The sequence below is a fragment of the Citrobacter sp. KTE151 genome, from assembly GCF_000398845.1.
Classification (GTDB): Bacteria; Pseudomonadota; Gammaproteobacteria; order Enterobacterales; family Enterobacteriaceae; genus Citrobacter; species Citrobacter braakii.
Genome location: NZ_KB976065.1, coordinates 36,735 through 62,382, shown reverse-complemented (window position 1 = coordinate 62,382; position 25,648 = coordinate 36,735). Strand labels below are relative to the sequence as shown.

General features: G+C 51.4%; 17 protein-coding genes, 1 other RNA gene and 1 pseudogene. 6 read left to right on the top strand and 13 right to left on the bottom strand.

What is annotated here, in order from left to right; all coding sequences use genetic code 11:
- Positions 1–417 precede the first annotated feature (417 nt).
- Positions 418–7,332 (top strand): autotransporter outer membrane beta-barrel domain-containing protein, encoded by a 6,915-nt coding sequence (locus WC7_RS08295; protein ID WP_231390988.1) that lies wholly within the window; start codon positions 418–420, stop codon positions 7,330–7,332.
- Positions 7,333–7,448: 116 nt separating this feature from the next.
- Positions 7,449–8,330 (top strand): annotated as a pseudogene (locus tag WC7_RS0124625) (EAL domain-containing protein); the annotation flags it as partial.
- A 9-nt stretch (positions 8,331–8,339) separates the two neighbouring features.
- On the opposite strand, the gene WC7_RS27345 reads toward WC7_RS0124625, so the two are convergent.
- The 8 genes from WC7_RS27345 to WC7_RS08330 all read right to left on the bottom strand — a co-directional run bounded on the left by WC7_RS27345 (position 8,340) and on the right by WC7_RS08330 (position 14,188).
- The gene (locus WC7_RS27345; RefSeq protein WP_369707980.1) at positions 8,340–8,549 is read right to left on the bottom strand and encodes a hypothetical protein; all 210 of its coding nucleotides are present in this window, start codon (positions 8,547–8,549) and stop codon (positions 8,340–8,342) included.
- Complete coding sequence (locus tag WC7_RS08300; RefSeq protein ID WP_016154089.1) at positions 8,531–9,511, bottom strand: IS5-like element ISKpn26 family transposase; 981 nt, start codon at positions 9,509–9,511, stop codon at positions 8,531–8,533. Before WC7_RS08300 ends, WC7_RS27345 begins: the two co-directional genes overlap by 19 nt.
- Before the next feature lie 273 nt (positions 9,512–9,784).
- Entirely contained in the window at positions 9,785–9,973 is a 189-nt protein-coding gene (locus WC7_RS08305; RefSeq protein ID WP_016154088.1) for a hypothetical protein, read from the bottom strand.
- Positions 9,974–10,487: 514 nt separating this feature from the next.
- Positions 10,488–12,821, bottom strand: coding sequence for a primase-helicase zinc-binding domain-containing protein (locus WC7_RS08310; protein WP_016154087.1), 2,334 nt, complete (start codon positions 12,819–12,821; stop codon positions 10,488–10,490).
- Between the two features lie 14 nt (positions 12,822–12,835).
- Positions 12,836–13,156: a DUF5375 domain-containing protein gene (locus tag WC7_RS08315; RefSeq protein WP_016154086.1), complete on the bottom strand. Its 321-nt coding sequence runs from the start codon at positions 13,154–13,156 to the stop codon at positions 12,836–12,838.
- The gene (locus WC7_RS08320; RefSeq protein WP_016154085.1) at positions 13,153–13,380 is read right to left on the bottom strand and encodes a hypothetical protein; all 228 of its coding nucleotides are present in this window, start codon (positions 13,378–13,380) and stop codon (positions 13,153–13,155) included. Before WC7_RS08320 ends, WC7_RS08315 begins: the two co-directional genes overlap by 4 nt.
- Positions 13,377–13,925: a host cell division inhibitor Icd-like protein gene (locus WC7_RS08325; RefSeq protein WP_016154084.1), complete on the bottom strand. Its 549-nt coding sequence runs from the start codon at positions 13,923–13,925 to the stop codon at positions 13,377–13,379. Before WC7_RS08325 ends, WC7_RS08320 begins: the two co-directional genes overlap by 4 nt.
- Positions 13,922–14,188, bottom strand: coding sequence for a helix-turn-helix transcriptional regulator (locus WC7_RS08330; protein WP_016154083.1), 267 nt, complete (start codon positions 14,186–14,188; stop codon positions 13,922–13,924). The genes WC7_RS08325 and WC7_RS08330 overlap by 4 nt, the downstream gene beginning before the upstream one ends.
- Before the next feature lie 539 nt (positions 14,189–14,727).
- On the opposite strand from WC7_RS08330, the gene WC7_RS08335 reads away from it, so the two are divergent.
- From WC7_RS08335 to WC7_RS08345, 4 genes are all read left to right on the top strand, one after another.
- A complete protein-coding gene (locus WC7_RS08335) occupies positions 14,728–15,465 on the top strand; it encodes a hypothetical protein (RefSeq protein ID WP_016154082.1) in 738 nt (245 codons plus the stop codon).
- Positions 15,462–15,707, top strand: a complete 246-nt coding sequence (locus tag WC7_RS25800) for an ogr/Delta-like zinc finger family protein (protein WP_016154081.1) — start codon at positions 15,462–15,464, stop codon at positions 15,705–15,707. Before WC7_RS08335 ends, WC7_RS25800 begins: the two co-directional genes overlap by 4 nt.
- Positions 15,708–15,723: 16 nt before the next feature.
- Positions 15,724–16,290: a phage polarity suppression protein gene (locus tag WC7_RS08340; RefSeq protein WP_016154080.1), complete on the top strand. Its 567-nt coding sequence runs from the start codon at positions 15,724–15,726 to the stop codon at positions 16,288–16,290.
- Positions 16,291–16,902: 612 nt separating this feature from the next.
- Entirely contained in the window at positions 16,903–18,990 is a 2,088-nt protein-coding gene (locus WC7_RS08345; RefSeq protein ID WP_016154079.1) for an SEC-C metal-binding domain-containing protein, read from the top strand.
- A 31-nt stretch (positions 18,991–19,021) separates the two neighbouring features.
- Here WC7_RS08345 and WC7_RS08350 read toward each other — a convergent pair whose 3' ends face one another.
- The 5 genes from WC7_RS08350 to WC7_RS08365 form a co-directional block, all read right to left on the bottom strand.
- Positions 19,022–20,212 carry an integrase domain-containing protein gene (locus WC7_RS08350; protein ID WP_000124714.1) on the bottom strand — a complete coding sequence of 397 codons (1,191 nt, stop codon included), beginning with the start codon at positions 20,210–20,212 and terminating at the stop codon, positions 19,022–19,024.
- 184 nt (positions 20,213–20,396) lie between these two features.
- Positions 20,397–20,760: a transfer-messenger RNA gene (ssrA, locus tag WC7_RS25795) on the bottom strand.
- 72 nt (positions 20,761–20,832) lie between these two features.
- A complete protein-coding gene (locus WC7_RS08355) occupies positions 20,833–21,996 on the bottom strand; it encodes a beta-barrel domain-containing protein (RefSeq protein WP_155849809.1) in 1,164 nt (387 codons plus the stop codon).
- A 7-nt stretch (positions 21,997–22,003) separates the two neighbouring features.
- Positions 22,004–24,190: a type I secretion system permease/ATPase gene (locus tag WC7_RS08360; protein ID WP_016154077.1), complete on the bottom strand. Its 2,187-nt coding sequence runs from the start codon at positions 24,188–24,190 to the stop codon at positions 22,004–22,006.
- Entirely contained in the window at positions 24,187–25,596 is a 1,410-nt protein-coding gene (locus WC7_RS08365) for a TolC family outer membrane protein (protein ID WP_016154076.1), read from the bottom strand. The genes WC7_RS08360 and WC7_RS08365 overlap by 4 nt, the downstream gene beginning before the upstream one ends.
- Positions 25,597–25,648: the final 52 nt, after the last annotated feature.

The window sequence follows — 25,648 nt, the reverse complement described above, 5'->3', positions numbered from 1 at the left end:
TGTTGTTTAAGAGCTGTGATTATAAATGTTTTTTACGGGGTATGAAATAAATTAATATGCGTTTTATTTAATTTGAAATGTTTGTTTATTGTGTAGAAAATTAGGTCATCATATTACATTGTTTATGCAATTCATTAACAGTTGCTTATGTGTTTCTGTGATGATATCGATACTTAAATCTATAATTACTTATCTTTTTAGATAAAACATCTATAAATTGCAAATTTATCAGTATAAATAGATTGGTTGTTGATGCGGTAATACCATTCGTCATGTACAGATCGCTCAATGTTTCAGCGGAAAAAACTCCAGAGAAGAGGTATCTGACCGCTGGGTAACTATGAGCATCCCATAATGCTATGTGACCACGAATTTTTCCCAGGAAGGATATTCGTGGAATTATTCGGAATGGTAATGATGAACAAGATTTTTAAAGTGGTATGGAGTGTTTCGCACTCTTGCGCGGTTGTTGTATCTGAACTGGCAAAACGTTGTGGTGCTTCTGTCGAAACCAATAGTTCTGCCCGCATTGAATCTGGAACGCATAAATTCAATATTTCAAGAATTGCGCTAAGTATAATAGGTGCCGTACTGGCTACGCATTCAATATATGCTTTTGCCGCTGACTACGTCTTGCCTGATTACTTACCGTCGACTAACGCTAATGGCGCAGGGCAACTTGTTGTCGGTGACGGTGAAACCATGAATATTATCACCGGTACTAAAGGATATGGCAGCATCGCCTCTGGTGCATCGGGCTTTAAAACGATGACTATTCAGCAGGCAATGGATAATGGTTATATTTCGTCAGGTAGTGAAAATATAAATCTGACGCAGACGACTTTAGGTGGTCGTACCCACAGCATTCAATACGTTGACCCCATCACCGGGGCTTCGCGTACAGTCCAGGTGTATGACAGCGATAATTTTGCCTCTACCAGCGTTGGCGATCTGACGACTTATCTGGGGGTCAGCGTCGGTGATGGGCAGTATGTGAATATGAAGCTGGCGACAGTGACATCAGGCGGCACGCTTGATGTGAATGTTGGTTCAACGGAAAGCGGCTGGGCATCGAACTCGGCAAATATCTTCAATGCTGTCACCAAGGTCTCTGGAGTTTATAACGTTGAGAGCAGCGCCAGTGACACTAAAGACGCGGTACTGAATTACAACGCCAAAACCATCGTGCAAAGCGGTAACGTTGGTAATGTCGCGAAAAATACCGGTAAAGATTATAACTTTGATACCGCAACCTATAACGGCACCTTCTCCAGCGCGCTTGGCGAGTATACGGTTAATAATCTTGATGATTTAAAAAACTACAATGATGCTCTGGTGAAAGCCGTAGAGGCTGGGCAACTTTCGCCCACGGACTACGAAGCTGAGCTTCATAAAGCCTATACCACGGAACAGAAAAACATTCACTTCGACACCAATATCCCGGATGGCGATGCGGTGTTGCAGGCTGCGAATCGTGATGTGAACAGTTTTATTAAAGCTTCCGGTGCGCGCTCTGTCGTCAATATTTCTGCTGATGCCAATATTCAGGCGGTTTTTAGCGATACCTCCGTGGTGACGCTGACCGACGGAGCCACCCTCAATAACAACGGCACACTGGGGGTTGCCGCCGGTGCAGCCGGTGGTGATTATGTCGTTTCAGCGCGTGATAGCATCGTAAATAACAATGGAATTATTGATGCGGGTACCAGTCTTGATGTGAAAAATGCGTGGGTTGGCGCCCATACCGGGATTCTCGCGACCGGGACGACAAAGGTACAGAACGACGGCGTCATCAACCTTGCCTCGCATCAGGATATCTATAATGCCTATGGCGTGCTGATGAATGACACGGCGACCTTTATTAATAACGGAGTAATGAATATTGCCACCGGAGGTGAGCCTGCGAAATCTTCCGATGGTGTCTATACCTACGGCGTGTTTGTTCAACGTAATGCCGTGGCTACTAATAACGGGACGCTCTACATCGGACGCACTGCACAAGCGGTAAAAGATGAGGCGAGCAGTGACGTTCAGGTCACTCTTCCGGCCATTGGTATGTTTGTGAAGAGTGGAACCATCAATAACACCGGGAACATCACGATCGGAGAAAAAGTCGAGAATGCTGTTGCCATTCAGGCAAACGGCAGTGCGTCTCCTGGTGCAATCAACGTTACCCAGGACGGCGTCATTGACATCAATGGCATCGGCTCAGCGCAAAATATTGGCCTGATGGGGATTAACGGTGCAAAAGGGCTGGTAAACAGCGGCACGATTAACCTCAATGGGTACAGCGCCAGCGGTATTGAACTGCAGGGAGGGAGTCAGGCGCTTCATTCGGGCACGATAAATATCACCAATGGTAGTACCACGGATAATACATTAAAAAATATTGGTGCCTGGGTCGAGGGGACCGGGTCTCAACTCACGATGAGTGGGAGTGTGAATCTTGCTGCAGATAACGCCATTGGTCTGCACGTTCGTGACGGCGGTGTTATCGATATTACCGATACGGGCAAAGTCTCATTTACCAGTGGCAAAAACCAGATTGGCTATTTTATTTATGGTGAAGGTTCAAAAGTAAACGCCTCCTCTACCAATACGCAAGATGTCTCGACTGAAGGGTCAACATTATATCGCATAGAAGGTGGTGCGACTTTTGATGGCAGCGGGTCGTCTGGTACGACAATGACGGCATCAGGCACCGACAGCACTATTCTGCAGGTGACCGGGACGGGGAGCCATTTTGATTCCGGCTCGCAATCGCTGAGTATCACGGGTGACGGCGCGACCGGGATTCGGGTTGAAGGCGGAGCGGATGGGGTTATCACCAACGACGCGGTGATCGTGAAACTTTCCGGTAAAGACACCACCGCCGGGATTGTGGACGGTAATTATTATGACTTGTCCGGGAATGTCGATGAGAATCAGAAAGGTGACTCAATCCTGACCAGTTACGCCACGCTGAATACCAGTAATACGGCGGATGGTGCTTTCGGCTACATCGCCCGCAACGGCGGTACGCTCAACCATAAAGGCAGCATCGACTTTGGCCAGGCGGGCAGCACAGGCGTGCTGGTTTCCGGTGGTACGTTGAATAACGACGGCGACATCAAGGTAAATGGCGTGGCGGTCAGCATCGAAGGCGCTGATTCCGTTGTGAACAACAATGCGACGGTTACCGCGACGGATGGCACCGCAGCCTATCTCGTGGGCAATGATGCGTCATTAAGTTTGACGGGTTCGGGAGAAACCAAAGCATCGGGAGACGCGCACGGTATCTTGTTGGCCGCCGGTGCGAAAGGTCTGCTGGTCGATGGAGCCATCATCACGATGGACAGTACGGGTAAAGGAAGCGCGATTGAAAACGTCGCCAACATTGCGGGTATCCAGCTAAAAGATACAACTATCAGTGTGGGGAATGGAATCGGTATTCATACCGGAGCATCCCTGGCGCAGACCAACTCCGGAACGATTAATGTTACGGGGAGCGGTACGGGGATCCTGTTTGAAAATATCGACGGCAGCGAAACGAATCAAACGCTGGATATGTCTGACTCACGCGATCTGGTTATCAATGTTGAGCAGGCTGCGGGTAAAGGGATCGTCACCAATGCGTCAACCGACCTGAAAACGGGCGTCAGCGTTAACGTACTCGACGCTAACGGTGGTGAAGCGTTGATTGTCGGTGGTACGACCAAAAATGTTGAACAGGCTGGTGAGTTGACATCGAAATCGACCAGCCACGCAGTGGTGAATGTTGATAACGGTTCCCTGGAAACGTTTATCAATAAAGGCGTTATTAAAGCGCTGGATGCGTCGCAAAAAGCGGTAGAAATGCTCTCGGGGGCAGGCATCGCGTTTACTAACGCGGCGGGTGCCAGCATTGTTGGTCAGGTTAACCTGATGAGCGGTGATAACACCGTTACGCTGGAGTCTGGCAGTACCGCAACCGACATCAAGACGGGCAGTGGTAACGATCTGTACCTACTGAAAGATGTCAAAGAGACAGAAACCTCGCTGTTTACCAGCCTCAATGGTGGTGATGGGGAGGATACACTTCAGTTGAATAACGCACAGTACATCCTCAATCACGCCGATGCTATTACCGGCATGGAGCATATCGATCTGACTGCTGGTTCAGTATTTACCGTTAATAATGTTGATTTTGCGTTGGGTGATAACCAAAACGATGCGACCGGTACGGGTTACAACATTGATACGACCAGCACCTTGTCGCTGAATTCTGACGCTGCGCTGGCTTTTAATAGCCATCTGGCGGGAACCGGAACTGTCGCCGTTGATGCCAGCGGTAATGCGTTTGATTTTACCAGCAACAATGCGGCAGATGGATTCAACGGTACGCTGGCGCTAACGAACAGCACCTTTGAGCTGGCTGGATTAAACACTCAGGCGCTGAGCCAGGCAACATTAAATGTAGGCGAGGGGAACGTCACCCACGTGGGGTCCGGTGAGCAAAATATCGGAGGCCTGGCGTTTAACGGCGGCACCATCAGCTTTGACGGGGTGACGCCGGGGCAGAGCAGTTCCGAAGGAACAATTCATGCTGGCGCGATGGATCTCTCCGGACGCGGAACCGTGCAGGTTGATACCGGCACGATTACGAACGATCGTCCGCTGGCTGATACCACGCTATCACTTCTTGAGCAGGACGATGCGCAGTCCCTGATTCAACTGGCAACATCTGATTCTTCCGTCACCGGCGGTGCGGGCAATCTGACGCTGACCGATAGCAATGGCAATATCATCAGCGATGGAGTTGAAGCCGGCATCAGCCAAAATGGCGAGATTGTTGCGAATGGAACCTATGATTATCGCCTCACCGGAGGGGATAACGATGATGGACTGTACATTAGCTATGGTCTGACACAAGTCGAACTGCTCGCATCCGGAGACAATGCACTGGTCCTGGATGCGAACGGAAAAACCGGTAATGCCGCAGATCTGAGCGCTCGCGTGACAGGCAGTGGCGATCTGGCGTTTGACAGCGCCAAAGGCCAGACGGTATCGCTGTCGAATATGGATAACGATTACACCGGTATCACCGATGTGCGCAGCGGCAACCTGCTGATGAAAAACGATAATGTTCTGGGACAGACCGGTGAACTACGTCTGGCCGCCGATACCGGTTTTGACATGAATGGTCATAGCCAGACTGTCGGTAAGCTGACGGCGGGGGCTGACTCACTGCTGAACATCAATGGCGGTAGCCTGACCCTGGAGCAGGGCGGAACAGCCGATGGAATATTGACCGGAAGCGGCGCGCTAAACATCAATGGCGATACGCTGACCATCACCGGTGAAAACAGCACGCTGACGGCAAAAACGACCATTGCAGAAGGCGCACGCGTGCTGATGAACACGACGCTGGGTCTCGGCACGGGCGATATTGTGGCGGCGGGAACGCTGACGATGAATAAGGCGGCAGGTGTACTTTACAACAGCATCAGCGATGCCGGACGGATTGAACTTACCGAAAGTGATGTCGCGCTGGTGGGCAATAATAGTGCCTTTACGGGACAATTTGCTATTGATGCGGATTCCCGGCTCACCGCGTTCACCGCAGAAAATCTGGGCAGCGCAGAAGTGCGCAATAGCGGTTCACTGGTGCTGGACAGTCATACCGACTGGCAGCTTAATAACGACGTTTATGGTAGCGGCGACGTGACCAAGCTGGGAGCCGGATCCATTACCGTCGGTGATAACGCCGCCTGGACGGGGAAAACGGATATTGAGCAGGGCGGCCTGGTTCTGGGTGACGGCACATCTCCAGTCACGCTTGCCAGTACCGAGGTCAACATAGCTACGGCGGGGATGCTCTCGGGCGTAGGGGGCGTCGCAGGTAATGTGAATAACGCCGGTGTGCTGCAGGTGGGTACCGGGACCGGTGACAACCTCCTGTTCACTGTAGAGGGAAACCTGGTTAACAGCGGTATCCTCGCAACCGGTGTGAATGGTCAGCAGGCCGGTAATCAACTGGTGGTCAATGGCAATTACACGGGTAATGATGGTCATCTTTCCTTAAACACTGCGCTGGGGGATGACAATTCCGTTACGGATAAGCTGGTGGTGAAAGGTGATACCAGTGGCACTACTTCTGTCAGCGTCACTAACGCCGGCGGGAAAGGTGCCGCAACGATTGATGGTATCGAAGTTATCCATGTTGATGGCGTATCGGATGGTGAGTTTATTCAGGCTGGCCGTATTGTGGCGGGGGCATATGACTACAGCCTTGGACGTGGTCAGGATGAAAACAGCGGCAACTGGTATCTGACCAGCGGTAAAACCAACCCCGATCCGCAGCCAAACCCGGATCCGGATCCCGATAAAGATCTGCGTCCGGAAGGCGGCAGCTACACGGCTAACCTGGCGGCAGCCAACAACATGTTCGTCACCCGTTTGCACGATCGTCTGGGCGAAACGCAGTATATTGATGCCTTCACCGGCGAGCAGAAAGTCACCAGCATGTGGATGCGCCACGTCGGTGGGCACAACAACTGGCGTGACGGTAGCGGCCAGTTGAAAACCCAGAGCAACCGTTACGTATTGCAACTGGGGGGCGACATTGCGCAATGGAGCCAGAATGGGCTTGAGCGCTGGCACCTTGGCGTGATGGCGGGCTACGGTAACGATCACAGCAATACCCAGTCTTCACGCACGGGCTATCGTTCAAAAGGCTCAGTGAATGGTTACAGCACCGGCGTTTATGCCACGTGGTATGCCAATGATGCGTCGCATAACGGCGCCTGGCTGGACAGCTGGGCTCAGTACAGCTGGTTTGATAACAATGTTAAAGGCGATGACCTGCAAGGCGAATCGTACAAATCGAAAGGGGTTACCGCTTCGCTGGAAATGGGATATGCCCAAAAAATGGGCGAGTTTGCCGGCAGTCACGGAACGCTGAACGAATGGTACATACAACCTCAGGCGCAGGCAGTCTGGATGGGGGTGAAGGCGAACGACCATCGTGAAAGTAACGGTACCCGTATCACCAGCAACGGTAATGGTAATGTGCAGACCAGACTTGGCCTGAAAACCTGGATTAAGAGCCATCATCAGATGGATAACGATAAAGAGCGTGAATTCCAGCCGTTTGCCGAGCTGAACTGGCTGCACAATTCACGCGATTTTAGTACGACCATGGATGGCGTGAATGTGCGCCAGGATGGAGCGAAAAATATTGCCGAGGTAAAAGTGGGTGTGGAGGGACAGGTGAGTCCTCGTCTTAATCTGTGGGGCAATATCGGGGTTCAGGCTGGCGACAAAGGGTATAACGACAGCGCTGCGATGGTAGGTGTGAAATGGAACTTCTAAGCTGATTCTACCGGGCAAGTTCAGCCAGACTGGCGCATGTCAGTCTGGCCATTTCCTCCTGAAATAATCTCAAAAAGCGTCCTTCGGGGCGCTCTGTTCGACAACACGAGTTAATCATGTCTGTAACCAAGAAAATCACACCCATCATGCTGGTGTTGCTTTTTCTTCTGGCCGGTGTGCTGACGTCATGGCAGCAATGGGATAGAGAGGGACAACTTGTCAGAGAACACGCGATAAATAGCCTGGTCGAAGAAATCGATACGATATTTGACGACGTAAATACACTGGCTGTGTTAGCCAGCGCACATATACAAGAGAATTGCACTGACGATCTGCTACGAAAATTGCGTCTTCTTACGGCGTCTGGCGAGAAGATTCGTTCAGTCAGTATCATCAGGAACGGTGAGTGGAACTGCTCTTCTCTTGAAGGTCGAGAATCGCCGGGGATTATTTCCAATGGAACGACTACACACTCACTGATGATTGAACAGATTTATCGGCTGAACACGGAGATGTATATAATCTATTTTCCGTTTCAGGGGCAGGTGGTGGCTGTTGCAGTATATAAAGCGGCGATCGATAAAATTCTTATGGATTTTACCCGTAAAGAAAAAATTGATGTGCATTTTTTATTGTATCCAGAAAAACATCCTTTCGTGCAGATGGCCTCGCAAAACTATCCTTTCTGGATTGTGACGGATTCACAGGATGGCATTGCGGATTATGTGCGGGATAATCATTATCTTCTTATTTTATTTGTGGTTCTGTCTTTGCTGTTATATTTCCACTTACGCCGGGCGCAGCGGATATCACCGATAAAAATACTGCAGCGTGCGATTAATAATGATGAATTTATTCCGTTTTATCAGCCCGTCGTTGAACTCGCTTGCGGAAAAATCGTCGGGGCTGAAGTGCTTGTTCGCTGGAATCACCCTGAGCAGGGAATTATTCCCCCTAACGAATTTATCCACACGGCTGAACATAGCGGCTTGATTAATGCGCTGACGCTAAAATTGTTGACGCAGGTAGAGGTTGATATGCGGTGCCTTAGGGAAGGTGCGAATAAGCAGGTCATTTCTTCCCAAGCTGACTCGCTGATTAAAATTTCGCGGATCTGGGCCGATTTTTTTCCCGCAAACACATCGAATCAGCCTATTTAGGCTATTTTTTCCACCATTTCTGGCGTTATTTCCGGTTTTTACTGAGATCTCTCCCACTGACGTATCATTTGGTCCACCCGAAACAGGTTGGCCAGGGTGAATAACATCGCCAGTTGGTTATCGTTTTTCAGCAGCCCCTTGTATCTGGCTTTCACGAAGCCGAACTGCCGCTTGATGATGCGAAACGGGTGCTCCACCCTGGCACGGATGCTGGCTTTCATGTATTCGATGTTGATGGCCGTTTTGTTCTTGCGCGGATGCTGCTTCAAGGTTTTTACCTTGCCGGGACGCTCGGCGATCAGCCAGTCCACATCCACCTCGGCCAGCTCCTCGCGCTGTGGCGCTCCTTGGTAGCCGGCATCGGCTGAGACAAATTGCTCCTCTCCATGAAGCAGATTACCCAGCTGATTGAGGTCATGCTCGTTGGCCGCGGTGGTGACCAGGCTGTGGGTCAGGCCACTCTTGGCATCGACACCAATGTGGGCCTTCATGCCAAAGTGCCACTGATTGCCTTTCTTGGTCTGATGCATCTCCGGATCGCGTTGCTGCTCTTTGTTCTTGGTAGAGCTGGGTGCCTCAATGATGGTGGCATCCACCAAAGTGCCTTGGGTCATCATGACGCCTGCTTCGGCCAGCCAGCGACTGATAGTCTTGAACAATTGACGGGCCAGTTGATGCTGCTCGAGCAGGTGGCGGAAATTCATGATGGTGGTGCGATCCGGCAGGGCGCTATCCAGGGATAATCGGGCAAACAGGCGCATGGAGGCGATTTCGTACAGGGCATCTTCCATGGCACCGTCGCTCAGGTTGTACCAATGCTGCATGCAGTGAATACGCAGCATGGTCTCCAGCGGATAGGGCCGTCGGCCATTGCCCGCCTTGGGATAAAACGGCTCGATGACAGCGGTCATATTCTGCCATGGCAAAATCTGCTCCATGCGGGAGAGGAAAATCTCTTTTCGGGTCTGACGGCGCTTAGTGCTGAATTCACTATCGGCGAAGGTGAGTTGATGGCTCATGATGTCCCTCTGGGATGCGCTCCGGATGAATATGATGATCTCATATCAGGAACTTGTTCGCACCTTCCCTACGAATACCTCCAACTCGGGTTTAAAGCAAGCTTCGTAGTACGTTTACTGTAACGCCCCTCCCAATTAACTTTGAACTAAGAAGAGTAGAAATAATTTTTTATAAAAAGCATGAAATCTTTGTGTTTAGCATTCGTTAAAGCTGAACGTCCGCTTCTAGCTCGTAGCGGCCGGTCCGTTACGTGAGGGTCACCTCGGGGATTGTCACGCTGATTCTGCCAGTTGTCGCTGCAGGACCTGCAGGCTAGTTCCCGCCCCTGCCCATGCTGCAGTCGAGCCGACCACATACAGGTTTTTCTTGGCGCGTGAGACGGCTACATTGATTATGTTTGGCAGATTCGATTTCTTTAACGGATAGAGGTTTGGTTTGTCTTGCCATTGCCGGGTTTCCATAGTTTTAGGCACCTCAAAAACAATAAAGCTTTATGAGGTGCCTAACAAGGTGCCTAAAAGGTTCGGATTTAATTAGTTCTCTTCGGACTTCGCGGGACAAATTGAGGGCACAAAAAAGCCCGCAGGGCTTGCGCCGTGCGGGCTCTTAGGACTTCATCGGATGACTCTGGTAATCACCGATGGAGAATTTTGGTGCTGGCGGAGTCTGAATAATTCACGTAACTATCTGTTATAAACCAATTTTAACCAATTCAACTTTCATTGGTATACCTAAGCGTATACCAATGGCGATTTGTTGCAGCGCTTCCTGTGGTTAAGTGAACCTGTTTTTGAATAGATCACATCAATAAAAAAACTTTTTTTTAGAAAAACTGTTCACACTGTTCACTAATGGTTTTTGTTTATAATATTCATTAGCTTATGCGGTGAATGGTTGGTGAACAGTGAACACTTTACTGTTCACTTTTGCCGTTTTGCAGGTAAAAAAAGACCGGCGATTGCCGGTCAGGGTAGGCTATTTCGCTATAGGGTCATCACATTTCGGTAGCCAGTCGGCGTTGCTTTCCTCTCTTAACGCGAGATTGGTTTGTATGCCCTGATTTTTTCGGCGCTTCTCATAACTCAGCCCGTACTCTTTCAGCATGACTGGCAGCCCCTTACCGAACATGGTGAGGCTGAGCGTATTTTTGTAACCGTGGGCTTCCATATACGCCAGATAGGCGTGATACAGATACATGCGCGGCTGACGCGGAATGATGCTGGCATTGCCAATATACATACCCTCAGGCTCCGGCAGTGCTTCCAGATAGCCGCAAAAATCAAACGTCGGGTCGGCATCGCGTTTAATACTGAGCGCCTCGTCGGAGTTCTGCTGTGACTGGAGCAGTGCGCGCGCAGTCATCGGATCGCTGAATTTCTGCATTAGCTGGCGCACAATCACGGCCAGCTCACGGGTGATTTTGTTCTTGAGCTGCGGGTCGCGTTCCTCCGGGGCAATCTGCTCCGGGAAATGCAGGATCACCCGGCGGCGCGAAACACCGCCGCTGCGGTCAGTAAAGCGCATCGGATTATTGTTCACGGCCAGAATCACCGCCGGAATATGGGTTGAGTACGCATCCTTGTATTTCGGGTCAACCGATACCGCGTCACCGCCGGTGATGGCCTTGAGCCCTGCCCCGTCACCGCTCCATTTCTCCTGGTCAGGCAGGCGTATCAGCGAGAAGCCAATAAGCGCGGCGCGCTCGCGCGGTGATTCCAGCGTTTCGATGGTAGCCGACGTGGCGTTATCTTCCCCGGCAAGCATGGTCGCAATTTCGGCCAGAATACTTTTACCGCTGCCACCGGGGCCGGTCACTTCGAGAAAGAGCTGCCAGTCGTAGCGGTTCGCCAGCACCATAAACAGTGCGGCCAGAATCACGTCGCGTTTTTCCGGTCTGCCACCGGCGGCGCGGTCGAGCCAGCGCCAGAAAGCCGGGGCGTGGGTTTCCAGCGTTTCGCCCTCTACCGGCGGGGTAAAATCGACATCACAGAGCGTGCGCAGCCAGTGCGATTTATGGTGCGGGTTGAATGTGCCGGTGGCGGTATCGAGTACGCCGTTGCGAAAGCCAATCAGTCGGCGTGCCGGGGAATCCTGCTGCGGAATAATCAGTTTCAGGGTTTCCACCACTGAGGCAATTTTACCCGACGAGAACGGCGCGCGAAGGCGCTGGAACAATCCGGCCACGTCACGGGCAAAATCCGACGGCGGAATGATTTTCCATATACCGGCCTCATAGCGGGACAGGAGCTGGCCGTTCGCGTCCACGGCCAGCGCTTCGCCGTAATGTTCATGCACCCGCATTGCCTTTTCACTGGTGCTCATGGCGGTAAATTCCGCTTCGCTCATGGTAGTGAAAGGACTGTCAGCCGGTGGCCGGATGGCGTCATAAATCGCTTTCCGCGTCGCCTCTTCGCCGTGCTGCATAAACGCATCATTCCAGTCACCGAACACCGGCGGCAGGGCGACAATGCCCTCGCAGGCTCCTGCGGCCACAGTGGCTTTACTCTGGCCCTCGCCGTTCAGGTCACGGTCAGCGGCCAGCACAATCTGACAGACCGGGTGTTTTTGTCGGGCAAGGCTCGCCAGAGAAAGGAGGTTCACGGAGGACAGCGCCACCATGACGGTTTCCCCGGTCAGGTGATGCACGGTGAGCGCGGTCGCATAGCCCTCCGCTATCCACAGACGTTTTCCGGCCTGTTTCTGCCCCTCTATGATGTGGCATGTACCTTTTACCGCCCCGCCTTTCAGGGTGCGTTTGAGACCGTCAGAATTGATAAGCTGAACGTTAACCAGCGCCCCGGCATCGTCATACAGCGGGACAACCATATCACCGGCGCGGAACGTCACACCGCCGGTTTTATGCATGACGGTGAGCGTCAGACATTCCAGAGCGGGGAAGCCCTTTCGGGTCAGGTAGGTGTTGCCGGTGGCCGGTCGGGTTTTCTCCATGAGCCTGACGGCCAGCGCGGCCGCCGCTTTGCGGTCGGCATCGGCTTCTGTCTCTGCGGCCGCAATCACTTCAGGGGCAACCGGCGGCAGGTTGCCGGTCACGGCGTTCACCTTCCCGGCGGCCTCTGAGGGAGTCACGCCAAACACTTTCTCTACCAGCTTAAGCCCGTCACCCGCGCCGCACTGATTGCAGAACCACGTCCCGCGCCCCTCTTTATCGTCAAAGCGGAAGCGGTCAGAGCCGCCACACACCGGGCAGGACTGATGGCGGTTTTTAATCACCTTCACCCCCAGCGCCGGGAGAATGCGCGGCCAGTATCCGCAGGCCTGTTTTACGGTTTCCGTTACGTTCATTTTCATTGTTATTTTCTCCCTCAGTGCAGTACAGGCGGTGTGATGTGACGGGCGCAAAGTTCATCCATCACGGCGAGCCCGAGAAAGGACAGTGACGGCGCGGTTTTCAGTGGCCCGGCTTCCATTAAATCTTCCAGTAATGCACAGGCAATCTGACGGCCTTTTTCCTCGCCGTGCTGGCGCAGGTAGAAGCCCTCCAGCTCGGCGGCAATGGCGCTTTCCAGCGCGTCGAGGGTGAGATGCTGGTAGCGGTGCTGGCGTTCGCACAGGGTCAGCCAGGCACAGGCCACGGCGCGACGATACAGCGCGGCGCGTAATACGGGCGGTAATGGCTTTTTCATACATTACCCTCCCCGGTCAGCCATTGCTGATTGCAGCGTTCGACCACGCCGTCGAGCTGGGCGGTCATGAGGTAAATCACGGAGGTGAGCTGTAACTGCTGCGCCGGGTCACGACGAACGGTGGCGCAGTCCTGCACCTGCATCAGGTCGCTGACGAGCTGGCCGACATTGCGCATATGCTCCAGACATTCGAGGTCACGGGCAGTAATGGTGGTGTGTCTCATGCTCGCACCTCCGCAACCGGCAGACGACCAGCGAACGAGAGGACGTAATCGCGAACGAGGGAAAGACGTGCGGCCTGTTCATCACCGGCAACGGTGCGAAGCATACAGATACGGGGTTTAGGGTCTGCGCGACGGACGGCGGCAAACACAAAGACAAACTGCGGGTGTGACGGGGTGAGGGTCGTAGCCATAGGAGCAACCTCCTTGAAGTAGCGGTTATCGCCACCACCGGAGTTCTCACGCTCGGGTGGTAGCCCAGACGGGGGTGAGAAACCGGCCTTCAAGGGAACCGGCCAGCCCGAGGGCTGCCCCGCCTGAGCCACCATTACGCAGATACAGCAACGGCTAAAGAACCGATGCGTAAACAACAGGTGCACATAGGCATAGACACAAAAAAAGACGCATGGCGCGTCCGGTGTCGCCTTGAAGTAACTCGGGTTCTCACGCCCGGCTGCCGATTTTGCGACAGCGGGGAAACTATACCTGGAAACGGCGAAAAGAAGCAAGCCAGAAAAAGGGGCTGTTTGCTGAACGGTCATCATCATGCGTCATAACCCCGGTTGCGTTCGGCAATGCGATCTGCCATCCATGCAGTGATTTCTGACTGCGCCCACGCCACGTTTTTACCGCCGAGAGAAATTTGTTTCGGGAATGCCTCCCGGCTGATGAGATCGTAAATAGTCGAACGGGACAGGCCGCATAAATGCATCACTTCGGGCAGACGAATAAAACGCTCCTGGACGACATCAGAAAGCGGCATCAATGGGGCGGCAGGCGCTGAAGAAGGGGAAGAAAAAGCGGTGTGCATCGGGCTACCTCATAAAGTCCATACAGTGCCGGTCGTGTCCGTCCGGCTTCGGGTAGCTCTCTATTTTGTGAATATTTTCCCTCAGGGCAACAAGTCATTTTGTAGTGCTTTACCACACAACAGAGCGATTTTTATACAGTGGCAAACGTTGGCCGTTTTTTGGTAAACGTTGGCAAACCGGTGGCCTATTCCTGATTACTTTTATATATATATTTTCATTTTTTAATCGAAATAAAGTCTAAGTAAGCAGGCCGGTCAAAATCCAAAAGGTGAACAGTAGTGAACAGTCGGTGAACAGTTACACCCTAAACTGTTCACCCTTTATCTTACTGTATTACTTATCTTTTTCTTTTCAGTGAACAGTAGTGAATAGTTATAAATAAAAAAACAAACAGTGAGTAAGGTTTTCCTGAGACTTTTCTCTGGCCAGCCGGGTTTTAAGGTCTGTTTGTGCCATTTTTGCCACAACGGCAATGAATCGTGTTGTTGTGTCTGGCGCGGCAGAATCTCCTCAGATTGAAACGAAGAGGAGACCCGACATGACTCAGACTGCTGTTATTCCCGACTACCTTAAACCCTCAATGGAAAGGCTTGAGACGGCCAGAGAAGCACATCTGACCAATGCCCGACGCATGGACGAAACCACGACGGCCATCAGCCAGGTGAAAACGCAAAAAACTGAACTGGAGCAGGAAAACGGCAATGATTCCGGTGCATGGCGCACCGCCTTTCGTGCCGGTGGTGCTGTCATTACCGACGAGCTGAAACAACGCCATATTGCGCGCGTGGCACGGCGGGAGCTGGCACTGGAATGTGACAACATGGCTGAGGTGCTGTCTTTCGAGCTGGACAGCCTTCGGGGAGCCTGTGACCGCACGGCCAGAACATACCGTCAGGCGCATCACGGCGTACTCAGCCAGTATGCAGAGCATGAACTCGATGCCGCCCTACGTGAAACCTGCGGCGCACTCGTTAGAGCAATGAAACTCAGCATATTGGTTAAAGAAAATCAGCTTGCCAACACCATCGGGCATCAGGGCTATGTCGAACCAGAGCATGCCGTTATGCATAAGGTGAAATCATGGCTTGAGCAGGCGGTGAAGTACTGCAATATCCGTCTGACTGATGAACCAGTGCTTTTTAAAACAGGGCTGGCGGCCTCCACGCTGCCACATATGGAGCATGACGTTGCGGCCACGCCCGGTCAGCTAAAAGTCTGGCAGGAAAAAATGCAGGAACGTGAAGCCGATCTGAAAGCACGAGGGTTACTGTCATGATGCGCTGCCCTTTCTGTCGCACAGCGGCCCACGTTCGCACCAGCCGCTATATGTCTGACAGCGTCAAAGAGAGTTACCTCCAGTGCCAGAATGTGCACTGCTCGGCGACATTCAAAACGCATGAGTCCATCTTTGAGGTGATCCGTTCCCCGGTCGTCGATGAGAAACCCGCACCGGTGCCGACAGTACCCGTTACACCCCGCCGGGTAAAAAGCTGCTACAGCTCACCGTTCCACCATTAATCAGGAGAGACAACCCGTGACCACCCTGACCTTACAGCAGGCGTTCGATGCCTGTCAGACGAACAAAACGGCGTGGCTGAACTGTAAAGCCGAACTGACCGCCGCAGAACAGGAATATCAGGAATTATTGCTGGATGACAACGCATCAGGTTCCCGCAGATTACAGACGCTGCGAGATATTATTGACGTAAAAAAATGGGAGATTAATCAGGCCGCCGGTCGCTACATTTCCTCGCATGAGGAGGTGCAGCGCATCAGCATCCGTAACCGGCTGTACGATTTTATGCAGCAGAACGGCGCGGAGCTGGCCGCCGCACTGGCACCCGAGCTGATGGGAATTAAGAACCAGCCCACGATGATAAAAAACCGTGCGCTTGACCGTTCAGTAGCATACCTGCGAGAAGCTCTTTCCGTCTGGCTGGCCGCAGGAAATGAAATTAATTATTCGGCACAGGATAGCGATATTTTAACGGCCATCGGATACAGGCCTGACGCGCCTTCGCGGGATGATAATCGTGAAAAATTCACCCCTGCACAGAGCATGATTTACACCCGTCGACGCGCCGAACTGGCCGCGCCGTAACCTGTCAAAAAATCCTCGTAATTCCCGCCATTTTTCCCGAATTAAGCCATGCATCCAAAGGGTGCATGGTTTTGCATGCGTTTTCCCGCTCCTGTACTCCCGACCAGCGCCAGTCGCGGTGCGACCTGAGCCCACCTTTGCTCCTGCATTAAAAGCGCCCCCTTAAGCGGGCAGGCGTGGCGGGGAGAGCATTGCGCGCTAGCGTTAAAGTGTTTATTTATTTTAACGGCCTGTGGACGTCTCTAAGAAACACGAATTAGTTTGAATATATGCAGCAGGAGCTATCCTGTTTGAGGATGTGACAAGTCTCTGAGGCTGTCAGGATAGAGTCAGGAAAATGCCATCTGGAGGGGAAGGAAAGTCAGTCATTTCGACGTTGATGGGAAGGCCTATGAGGCCGCTAGCCTCCTGTCCATGCACTCATATGATGTATGTGGACTTATAGGAGCCTTTGCTCTACTTGAACATTCGTGAGAACTGTCCCACGTTACGTAGAGTATTGTGTGCGTATTGGATCAACTTTTTGAAATCTATAGTGTCGTATGATGCGCTGATATTAAGAAACTAATAATATCTGATGAATAATTTTTAGTGTATGAGGAAATTCCCAAAATGCAAAAATCTGAGTCTGAGGTTTTTTCCGAGCTGGAGGCATTATGTTCATCTCATGGTTTTATTCATGGTTTGGCGTTATTGAGTTGTATTAATAACATTACCATCTATGAAGAAGAACTCGGTTCTGAAGATCTGCAACATCTGTACGAAAAAGAACGATTAATAAGAACTGAGATCTCTACAGTTGCAGGATTAATGTTAAAGTCTGAAATCAATACCAATTATCCGGGGGGAGATGTTCTATCGAAGTTATGCGAAGGTGTGAATGCATCTTTGGCTGCTTTGCATACGGCAATGTTTTCGGCTGAAAAGGATGGTGATTACGACAATTCGATGATAAAAGAAAGTATCTTTTATGCGGCTGAATCTGCTTATGATTTTCAATATTTAGACATGGCTGAGGAAAAATATTCTTTAGATGACGTTTGGTTCTTGGAAAACATGGGCTTTACATGTGCTGAAATGGTATCTGTCGGTCGGTGCATAGAGTCTATTATGGGGAGGCAAATTAGTGCTTTTATACATAGTGGTCTAGGAATTCTTAGCGATCAAGCATTGAAGGCTTATAAACTTCCATTTGATCAAATAGCGACTGAAACAGGTTTAAATGTCATTAAAGTAAAAAACATTGTTGATTTATTTTCATCACACAAGTTTTCAAATGAAAACTTTAAAGGCATGAGTGACTTTAATGTATTTAATGCTAGGCCGATAATTTGCTCTGGAAATGAATATTATTGTTTCTCTGCCTATTCTTTGGCTCAGTCTATATATGAAGCTCCATTTTTTTGGATGAATGATGATAAGAAATACAGGCCGATATCTGCGCAACATAGAGGGCAATTTGTAGAAGACTATGTATACAGAAAGATGGCATCTGTTTTTGGTGCTGAGAATGTATTCAAAAATGTATATATAGTTAATAGTAATAATGAAACTCTAGGCGAAATAGATGTACTGGTGTCCTTTTCTGATTCGGTAATAATTTATCAGGCTAAATCTAAAAAGTTAACTATTGAAGCCCGGAAGGGAAATGGCAATGCTATTCAAAAAGATTTTAAAGGTGCTATACAAGATGCCTATGACCAAGGTGTTTCCTGTGCTCAATTTATATTATCTGGCGCAAGTCTAGCTGATCAAAACTTCAATCAATTTAATCTTGGATCTTCAGTTTCTAGATGTTATATTGTTCCAATTATATCTGAACATTATCCATCTTTAAGTTTTCAAGTTCGTCAGTACTTAAATACTACAATTACAAATGAAATTTACCCACCATTTATAATGGATGTTTTTCTTTTAGATGTATTAACTGAGTTCTTAAATACGCCACTGTATTTTTTATCTTACATTGATCGTCGTTCGACATATAACATGAGAGTGTTTTCTTCTCATGAATTGACTATCTTTTCTTTGCATCTAAAACAGAACTTATGGATTAATGATGAATGTGACATGTTCATGCTGCATGACGATATATGTGTTGATCTCGATATCGCAATGTTAGTTCGTAGGAGAGGTATCACCGGGAAACGTACTCCTGATGGTATTCTAACATACCATCAAGACGGTTTTGTTAGAAAAATAATTAAATCATTAGAGTCTGAAAATCATAAGTTGGCGGTGGAATTAGGTTTTCTTTTACTTTCTTTGGATGGTGATACCATTGAAGGTATTAACAAAATGGCAAAGAAAACGATATTTCTATCATCGATTGACAAGAAGCATCATGATCTTACAACTGTAATTGGGGATACAGGTTTTACTGTTCATTGTAATTACTATAGTAAAGATATTGCGGAAAAACAATTACATGAACATTGTATGAAAAGAAAGTACATAACTAAATGTAAAAAATGGATTGGCATACATGTTCGGCCAAAAACATATGCTGTAAATTATGGGATTATGTTAGATTTTGAATGGGAGTATTTACCCGAGATTGAAAACATCATTACTCCAAGTCGGCTTCAAAATACTTTAGTTAGTGTTGGTGGTGTTATGACTCAAGCGAAACAGCCCGGGAGAAATGAACCATGTTTTTGTGGGAGTGGTAAAAAATATAAAAAATGTTGTTTGCGTTAAGATAAAGGGCGCATTAAATATGCGCCTTTAATTATATTTTTTTTACTTCGCTACCCCACCATTCCATGAGATTAATTCTTTGCTCTAGATATGTTGATCTATTGTAAGCTCTCCGAACTTCATTTTTATCACTATGGGCTAAAGCCGCTTCAATAACATCTGCATTAAAACCTGCTTCATTCATTGCAGTACTTGCTATTGAGCGAAGACCATGAGCAACTAGTTTTCCGCCAAAACCAATACGTTTTAAAGCTGCATTAGCAGTTTGGCTATTCATTTGTTCTTTAGGGTCATTTCTACTGGGAAAAACATGTTCACGATGGGCACTAATAGGTTTCATCACCTCTAGAATATCTAACGCCTGAGCGGATAAAGGAACAATATGCTCACGCTTGGCCTTCATACGTTCTGCTGGAATCGTCCAGAGCTTTGCATCGAGATCGATCTCTGCCCAACGAGCACCGGAGGCCTCAGAAGGGCGCACAAGCGTCAGGAGTTGCCATTCAATGAGACAGCGAGTCGGAACAGACAGATTTGACATGACTAAAGAACGCATTAGCTTTGGCAATTCTTCTGGCCGCAGTGTCGGCATGTTTTGCTTTTTGGGCTTCTCAAAAGCCATGCCAACACCTGAAGCCGGATTCGCATCGATCAGACCCGTGTTTACGGCATAAATCATTATCTCGTTTATGCGTTGCACCAGTCGACGAACAGTCTCAAGCGCTCCACGAGCTTTGATTGGCTCAAGTGCTTCAACCAATGTTCGGGCTTTGATTTGCTGAACGGGAATCTCACCAATGGCAGGGAATACATCTTTCTCCAGTGAGCGCCAAATGTCTTTTGCGTAATCAGGGGTAACGCTTTTGCTTTTGAGTTGGAACCAGTTAGCGGCAACCGTTGAAAAAATACTGTCTAGAGCAATTTGCTGCTGTTCCTCTGCAACTTCGGCCTGAATTTGTGGGTCAATTCCGTTGGCTAACAAGGCAAGGTAATCCGCTCTTAACCCTCGGGCGTCAGCAAGTGAAAGGGCGGGGAAAGCACCTAGCCCCATCATTGTCCGCTGTTTTGTCGCCGGACGTTGATACCGGAAACGCCAGAGCTTTTTCCCGCTGGTTTTCACTATCAGGAAAAGGCCATCGCCATCATGCAGCGTCAGATCCTTCTCTAACGCTTTAGCGCGCAGAACTTCGGTGTTGGTAAGGGGACGTGTTGTCCGTGCCACTGAGGCTGCTCCTTCATGAATTGGTATACGCTTTTAGGTATACATCCTACCGTATACCTAAACGTATACCAATAATCACCGGATTTAGCCGGATGTTCTCGGACAACAACAGACACAAAAAAGCCCGCAGGGCTTGTGCCATGCGGGCTTTCTGTACTTCACCGGACGTATCCGGATCATGATTTGGTGGAGCTGGCGGGAGTTGAACCCGCGTCCGAAATTCCTACATCCTCGGTACTACATGCTTAGTCAGTCTTTACATTCGCCTGGCACCTGCGGACAGACACGCCACTACCAGACTAGCCTGATTAGATTTAACGCTTCAACCCCAGGCAGGGCCTCCACGCGATCTCTTTTGGGTTTGACCTCTCTTTGATCCCCGTCTTAAGAGCGGAAGCTAGGGAGAGAGGGCTCAGAGCAGGTTATTAAGCTGCTAAAGCGTAGTTTTCGTCGTTTGCGACTATTTTTTTGCGGCTTTTTACGAGGCCAACCGCCCCTCGGCATGCACCTTGGGTTTCGCGAATCCCGTCGAATCCAGAATCAGCCCCAATGTGTTAGAGCAAGTATAACAGACTTGTGACACGCGTGACCAGCCCCCGCAACCCCTAATCCTCAAGGATTTACCGCTCGCGCAGCGCTTCTTTTGCGCGATTAAACGGTTTGATTAAATAGTCGACGATGGTTTTTTCACCTGTTTTTATATCCACTGTGGCAATCATTCCCGGTACGATGGAGAAATGGCGTCCCAGTTTGTTCTGTAAGAAGTCCTGATGGGTGCGGATAAACACGCGGTAGTAGAATATTTCCGGTTTCACTTTGTCCTGAATAGTATCCGGGGAAATAGTTTCGACTACGCCTTCCAGACCGCCGTAAATCGCGTAGTCATAAGCGGTTATCTTCACCAGCGCCCGTTGGCCGGGGTGGATGAACGCGATATCGCGCGGAGACAGGCGGGTTTCTATCAGCAGATGATCGTCCAGCGGTACAATCTCCATCATCTCGCCATTGGGCGGGATAACGCCGCCAATGGTAGTGACCTGGATGTTTTTCACAATACCGCGCATCGGCGCGCGCACGGTCAGGCGGGTGACGGAATCCTCGCGTCCTTTCAAAATAGCCGCCAGCATATCCACTTCGGCATTGGCTTTTGACAGCGCTTCCCGCGCCTGCACGAAGTATTGTGAGCGCAGATCGGTGATTTTTAATCCCAAATCGCTTTTTTGTCGTTGCAGGCGCAGCACTTCAACGTGGCTGGCGGCACCACTTTTTTCCAGCCGTTGGGTTATGGCCAGCTCTTTATTTACCGAGACCAGCGCATCCTGCAGTTCTGCCATAGAATCAGCGAGCTGCGCGCGGCGACTTTTATACAAGCGCGTTTCGGAGGCGATGAGATCCGGCCAGGCGCGTAGTGAAGCGGGAAACACGAGCGGCAGATCGTTAACTTCGGCATTGAGCCTTGCGCTGGAAGCCAGTGAGGCGCGATAGCGGGCGGCGCTCTCCCCAACGTTGGACTCAGAGCGAGTGGGGTCGAGGCGCGCGACAATCTGATTAGCCTGTACTTTATCTCCTTCGCGTACCGTGAGCTCGGCGAGAATGCCGCCATCCAGCGACTGCAAAACCTGCTCGCGCGAGCTGGGGATTACCTTCCCGCTGCCGGTCGAGACTTCATCCAGCTTGCCGAAATACGCCCAGATACCCAGGACGGCAAACAGCAGCGTGCCGAGCAGAATAATGCGGCTGGCCCCGGAAAAACGGTGCTCGCGGCGGATATCGAGGTCGTCCATGGCAGCGTCATGCGGATTGGTTTTCATTTTTCCACTCCCGACCGTGAGTAGGGGCTGGTGCCCGGCTCGCATTCAGCGCCTGCGCTTTCGGGGCATCCATGACCAGTTGACCTTCTTTTAACACCACTACGCGCTCGACCAGTTCCAGAACCGGTACGCGATGGGTGGCGACAATCAATGTTCGGTTGCCCAGCCACTGGTTCAGGCGCTGAATAAACTCTCGTTCGGTATGTTCATCCAGCGAGGCGCTGGGTTCGTCGAGCAGCACGATATTGGGCGATCGCAGCAGCATTCTTGCCAGCAGGATCGACTGCCGTTGTCCACCGGACAGACCGTTGCCGCCCTCCATAATGGGGTGCGCCAGCCCTTTGGCGAGTTGTTTAACGAAAGCCGCCGCGCCGCTGACCTCCAGCGCTTCGAAGATCTGCGCGTCGCTGGCATGCGGTGCGCCGAGGGTCAGGTTCTCGCGCAGGGTGCCGAAAAACAGCCGCGCATTCTGACTGAGAAAACCGATATTGCGGCGTAAATCGGCCATATCGATCTGCGCCAGGCTCAGGTTATCGAGTCGGACATCGCCCTGGATAATCTCCACGCCGCCCGCCATGGCCTGTAGCAGCGTTGATTTCCCGGCGCCGTTACGCCCGAGGATCGCCACCCGTTCACCGGGCATGACCTCCAGACGTGAGATGCGCAGCGGAACGCGTTGATCGTCGCTGTGGTAGCGAAAGTGCGCGTTTTCAAACAGATAATGGCCGTGAAAAATCTCCTGATGCACCCGGTCTTCATCGTACTGCGTTTCGGTGGGAAGCTGCATGATGCTGTCTAATCCCATCTTCGCCGCCTTGACCTGTTGCCAGCGGGCCAGCACGCCACACAGGTTCGCCATCGGGGCAATCATTCTGGAACCGAGCATCGACGCGGCCACCACCGCCCCGGTGGTCATTGTGCCTTCAATGACCATCGGCGCGCCGAACATAATGATGGCGGCGTAGACCAGGCTTTGTACCGACATGCCCCAGCCAATCAGCCCCTGAGTCAGCTTGCGCGTGCGCAGTCCGGACTCTCCGGTAATACGGATGTAGCTGTTCCACTGTTGTAAAAAGCGGTTTTCCGCCTGCATCAGCTTGATATCTTCCAGCCCCTGAACGCTCTCGACCAGCACCGCGTTGCGCAGGGTGGATTCATGCGCTGCCTGGTTGGCGAGTACCGCCAGTTTCTTCTGTAACAGCAAACCAGGCAGGATCATCAGCAGGGCCGCGACGGGGGCTATCCACGCCAAGGGCGGGGCGATAAAGGCCAGCACCACGATAAACAAAAAGAAAAACGGTAGATCGACAATCGTCGACAGGGTCGAGGAGGTGATCATCTCGCGAACCTGTTCCAGCTCGCGCAGTTGAGAAATAAAGCTCCCCGTCGAGCGGGGGACGGCACTGTTGCGCAGTCGCAATGCGTGGCTGAACACGCGATCGGAAATGCGCATATCGGCGCGTTTGCCGAGCAGGTCCATTATGTGGGTACGCGCTTCGCGCAGCAAAAAGCCAAACAGCACCGCCACCAGAACGCCGGTGGAGAGAACATACAGCGTTGGATAAGACTGGGCGGGGATCACCCGATCATAGACCTGCATCGAAAAGATAATCCCGGCGAGCGACAGGACGTTAATCAGAAAGGCGGCAACCATGACCGGCAGGTAAGGGCGGATGTCCTGTAACACCAGTTCGCGCATCCAGTCGGGCCTGAAGCGCGAAATATAGCGGTCTACCCGACTGTCCTTCAGCGCTGACAGCGGGCGCAGTGCGGTAATGCTCACGATCTCCGGCAGAAGTTCTGCAACTGTGAGTCGGTTACGCTGGCCCTCTTCGGCGATGATAAAAACATCCAACGCATCTTCACCGTTGAAATGTTCTATCACCATCAGTTGGCCGTCGCGCAGTTCCGCCACCACCGGCAGACGCCACTGGCCGAACGCCTGCGTGGCGGTATCCAGCGCATGAAATGACAGCCCCGCCTGACGCGCCAGCTGCGACAGGGCCATAGCTCGGCTTTTTCCCGCAAACCACGGGGCGTTGGCCTGGATTGCGCCGGGCGAACAGGCAACGCGATAGTGGCTGGCAATATGCGTCATCGCCAGCGCCCACTGGCTCAGGGCGTGTTCGCCAATCGCATCTTCCGCATGTGTATCGACGTCGCTCATAGCTTTATCTCCACCGATTGAATACTGCGGTTATTTAAGGCGAACGCCTGGCGAAGCGAGCCGGTGTTATAGAGGCAGTTCAACTGGAGCTGGCGCAGCTGGTTTTGAGTCTGGAGTTCAGCAAAACGGGCCTGATATACCTCCTGCTCGGCGTTAAGCACGTCGAGCAGTGGGCGTGACCCGAGGTCCAGATACTGCTGTTGATAAAGCTCGCGCGTTTGTTCACTCAGCCGTTGCTGGCGACGCAGGATCTGCAGGGCAGTGGCGAGGCTCATCGCCTGGCTGCGGGATTCCAGTAATTTCTGCCGCACTTCAAGTCGGGTACGCTGGATGGAGTACTGTGCAGACTCTACCGCGTGACTGGCGGCGTTGCGTCTGGCGGTGAGTCCGCCCCCCTGATACAGCGGCATCTCGACTTTTACCCACGTGGAGTACTGGGTTTTGTCGAGCACCTCATGGCTGGGGTATTTGTCGTTGAGATAGTGCTGAACCGACGGCTCCAGGGAGATAGTGGGCGTCATCTGCGCGTTGGCGTAATCGAGATTTGCCTGTGCCACATTCGCCTGCGCCCATGCCGCCAGCACCGCGGGAACCAGCTTATCGTCCGGTTTGACCACATCACAACTGCTGTCCAGTTTGACTGGAAATTCGTTGCTGATGCCGTTAAGCGAGTTCCAGCCGAGGAAGCTCATCAGCGTTGCCTTGCTGCTGTCGAGATTGGCCTGATACTGCGCCAACTGAGAACGTGCAGACTCGATACGCGCATCGGTTTGCACCACGTCGGATAGCGAGGTTGCCCCTTCATCATTGCGTTGACGGGTCAGCCGACCAATACCGTTCAAGGCGCTGAGCTGCTCTTGGGCGGCGTCCACCATTTGCTGCCACGTCTGCACCTGGACTATCGCGTTGGCGGTTGCGTGGGCGATGGTATCAATACTGAGTAATACATTCGCCTGCTGTTGTGCGGATCCGGCGGTTTCAGCACGGACCTGGCTTGCCACTTTGCCGAAGTCGTACAGCATTTGCGACACTGAAATAACCAGGGCCGGGCTAAAGCCGTGATCGGTGTAAGTATTGCTGTAACCGTTGTTCATCCCGGCAGAAACCTGCGGGTAATATTTTGATTTCGCCACATCGATCTGCTCATTTTGTGAGAGCAGTTTGCCGATGGATTCACGAATAGAAGGATGCCAGCTCACGGCGCGGCTCACTGCGTCGTTGAGCGTCAGGCTGCCGGGGGCGGCGGCGCTCAGCGGCAGATCGGCAACCGCGCCGTCCAGCGAGGGCAGCATCTGGCTGGTGGCCAGACCTTCCGGCGTTATAATTTGCGGTTCATCTTCGGCATTCACCCGCAGGGTACAGAGCGTTAATGCCAGCAGTAAGGCAACAGGCGCGACATTTCTCATAGTTTATCCCTTACAAAATACGGCAGCGACGACTGTTATTGCCCCGGACGTC

Coding starts and splice junctions, on each gene's coding strand:
- WC7_RS08295 (WP_231390988.1), top strand. CDS start 418: ATGAACAAGATTTTTAAAGTGGTATGGAGTGTTTCGCACTCTTGCGCG.
- WC7_RS08300 (WP_016154089.1), bottom strand. CDS start 9,511: ATGAGCCATCAACTCACCTTCGCCGATAGTGAATTCAGCACTAAGCGC.
- WC7_RS08305 (WP_016154088.1), bottom strand. CDS start 9,973: ATGGAAACCCGGCAATGGCAAGACAAACCAAACCTCTATCCGTTAAAG.
- WC7_RS08310 (WP_016154087.1), bottom strand. CDS start 12,821: ATGAAAATGAACGTAACGGAAACCGTAAAACAGGCCTGCGGATACTGG.
- WC7_RS08315 (WP_016154086.1), bottom strand. CDS start 13,156: ATGAAAAAGCCATTACCGCCCGTATTACGCGCCGCGCTGTATCGTCGC.
- WC7_RS08320 (WP_016154085.1), bottom strand. CDS start 13,380: ATGAGACACACCACCATTACTGCCCGTGACCTCGAATGTCTGGAGCAT.
- WC7_RS08325 (WP_016154084.1), bottom strand. CDS start 13,925: ATGATGATGACCGTTCAGCAAACAGCCCCTTTTTCTGGCTTGCTTCTT.
- WC7_RS08330 (WP_016154083.1), bottom strand. CDS start 14,188: ATGCACACCGCTTTTTCTTCCCCTTCTTCAGCGCCTGCCGCCCCATTG.
- WC7_RS08335 (WP_016154082.1), top strand. CDS start 14,728: ATGACTCAGACTGCTGTTATTCCCGACTACCTTAAACCCTCAATGGAA.
- WC7_RS25800 (WP_016154081.1), top strand. CDS start 15,462: ATGATGCGCTGCCCTTTCTGTCGCACAGCGGCCCACGTTCGCACCAGC.
- WC7_RS08345 (WP_016154079.1), top strand. CDS start 16,903: ATGCAAAAATCTGAGTCTGAGGTTTTTTCCGAGCTGGAGGCATTATGT.
- WC7_RS08355 (WP_155849809.1), bottom strand. CDS start 21,996: ATGGACGACCTCGATATCCGCCGCGAGCACCGTTTTTCCGGGGCCAGC.
- WC7_RS08360 (WP_016154077.1), bottom strand. CDS start 24,190: ATGAGCGACGTCGATACACATGCGGAAGATGCGATTGGCGAACACGCC.
- WC7_RS08365 (WP_016154076.1), bottom strand. CDS start 25,596: ATGAGAAATGTCGCGCCTGTTGCCTTACTGCTGGCATTAACGCTCTGT.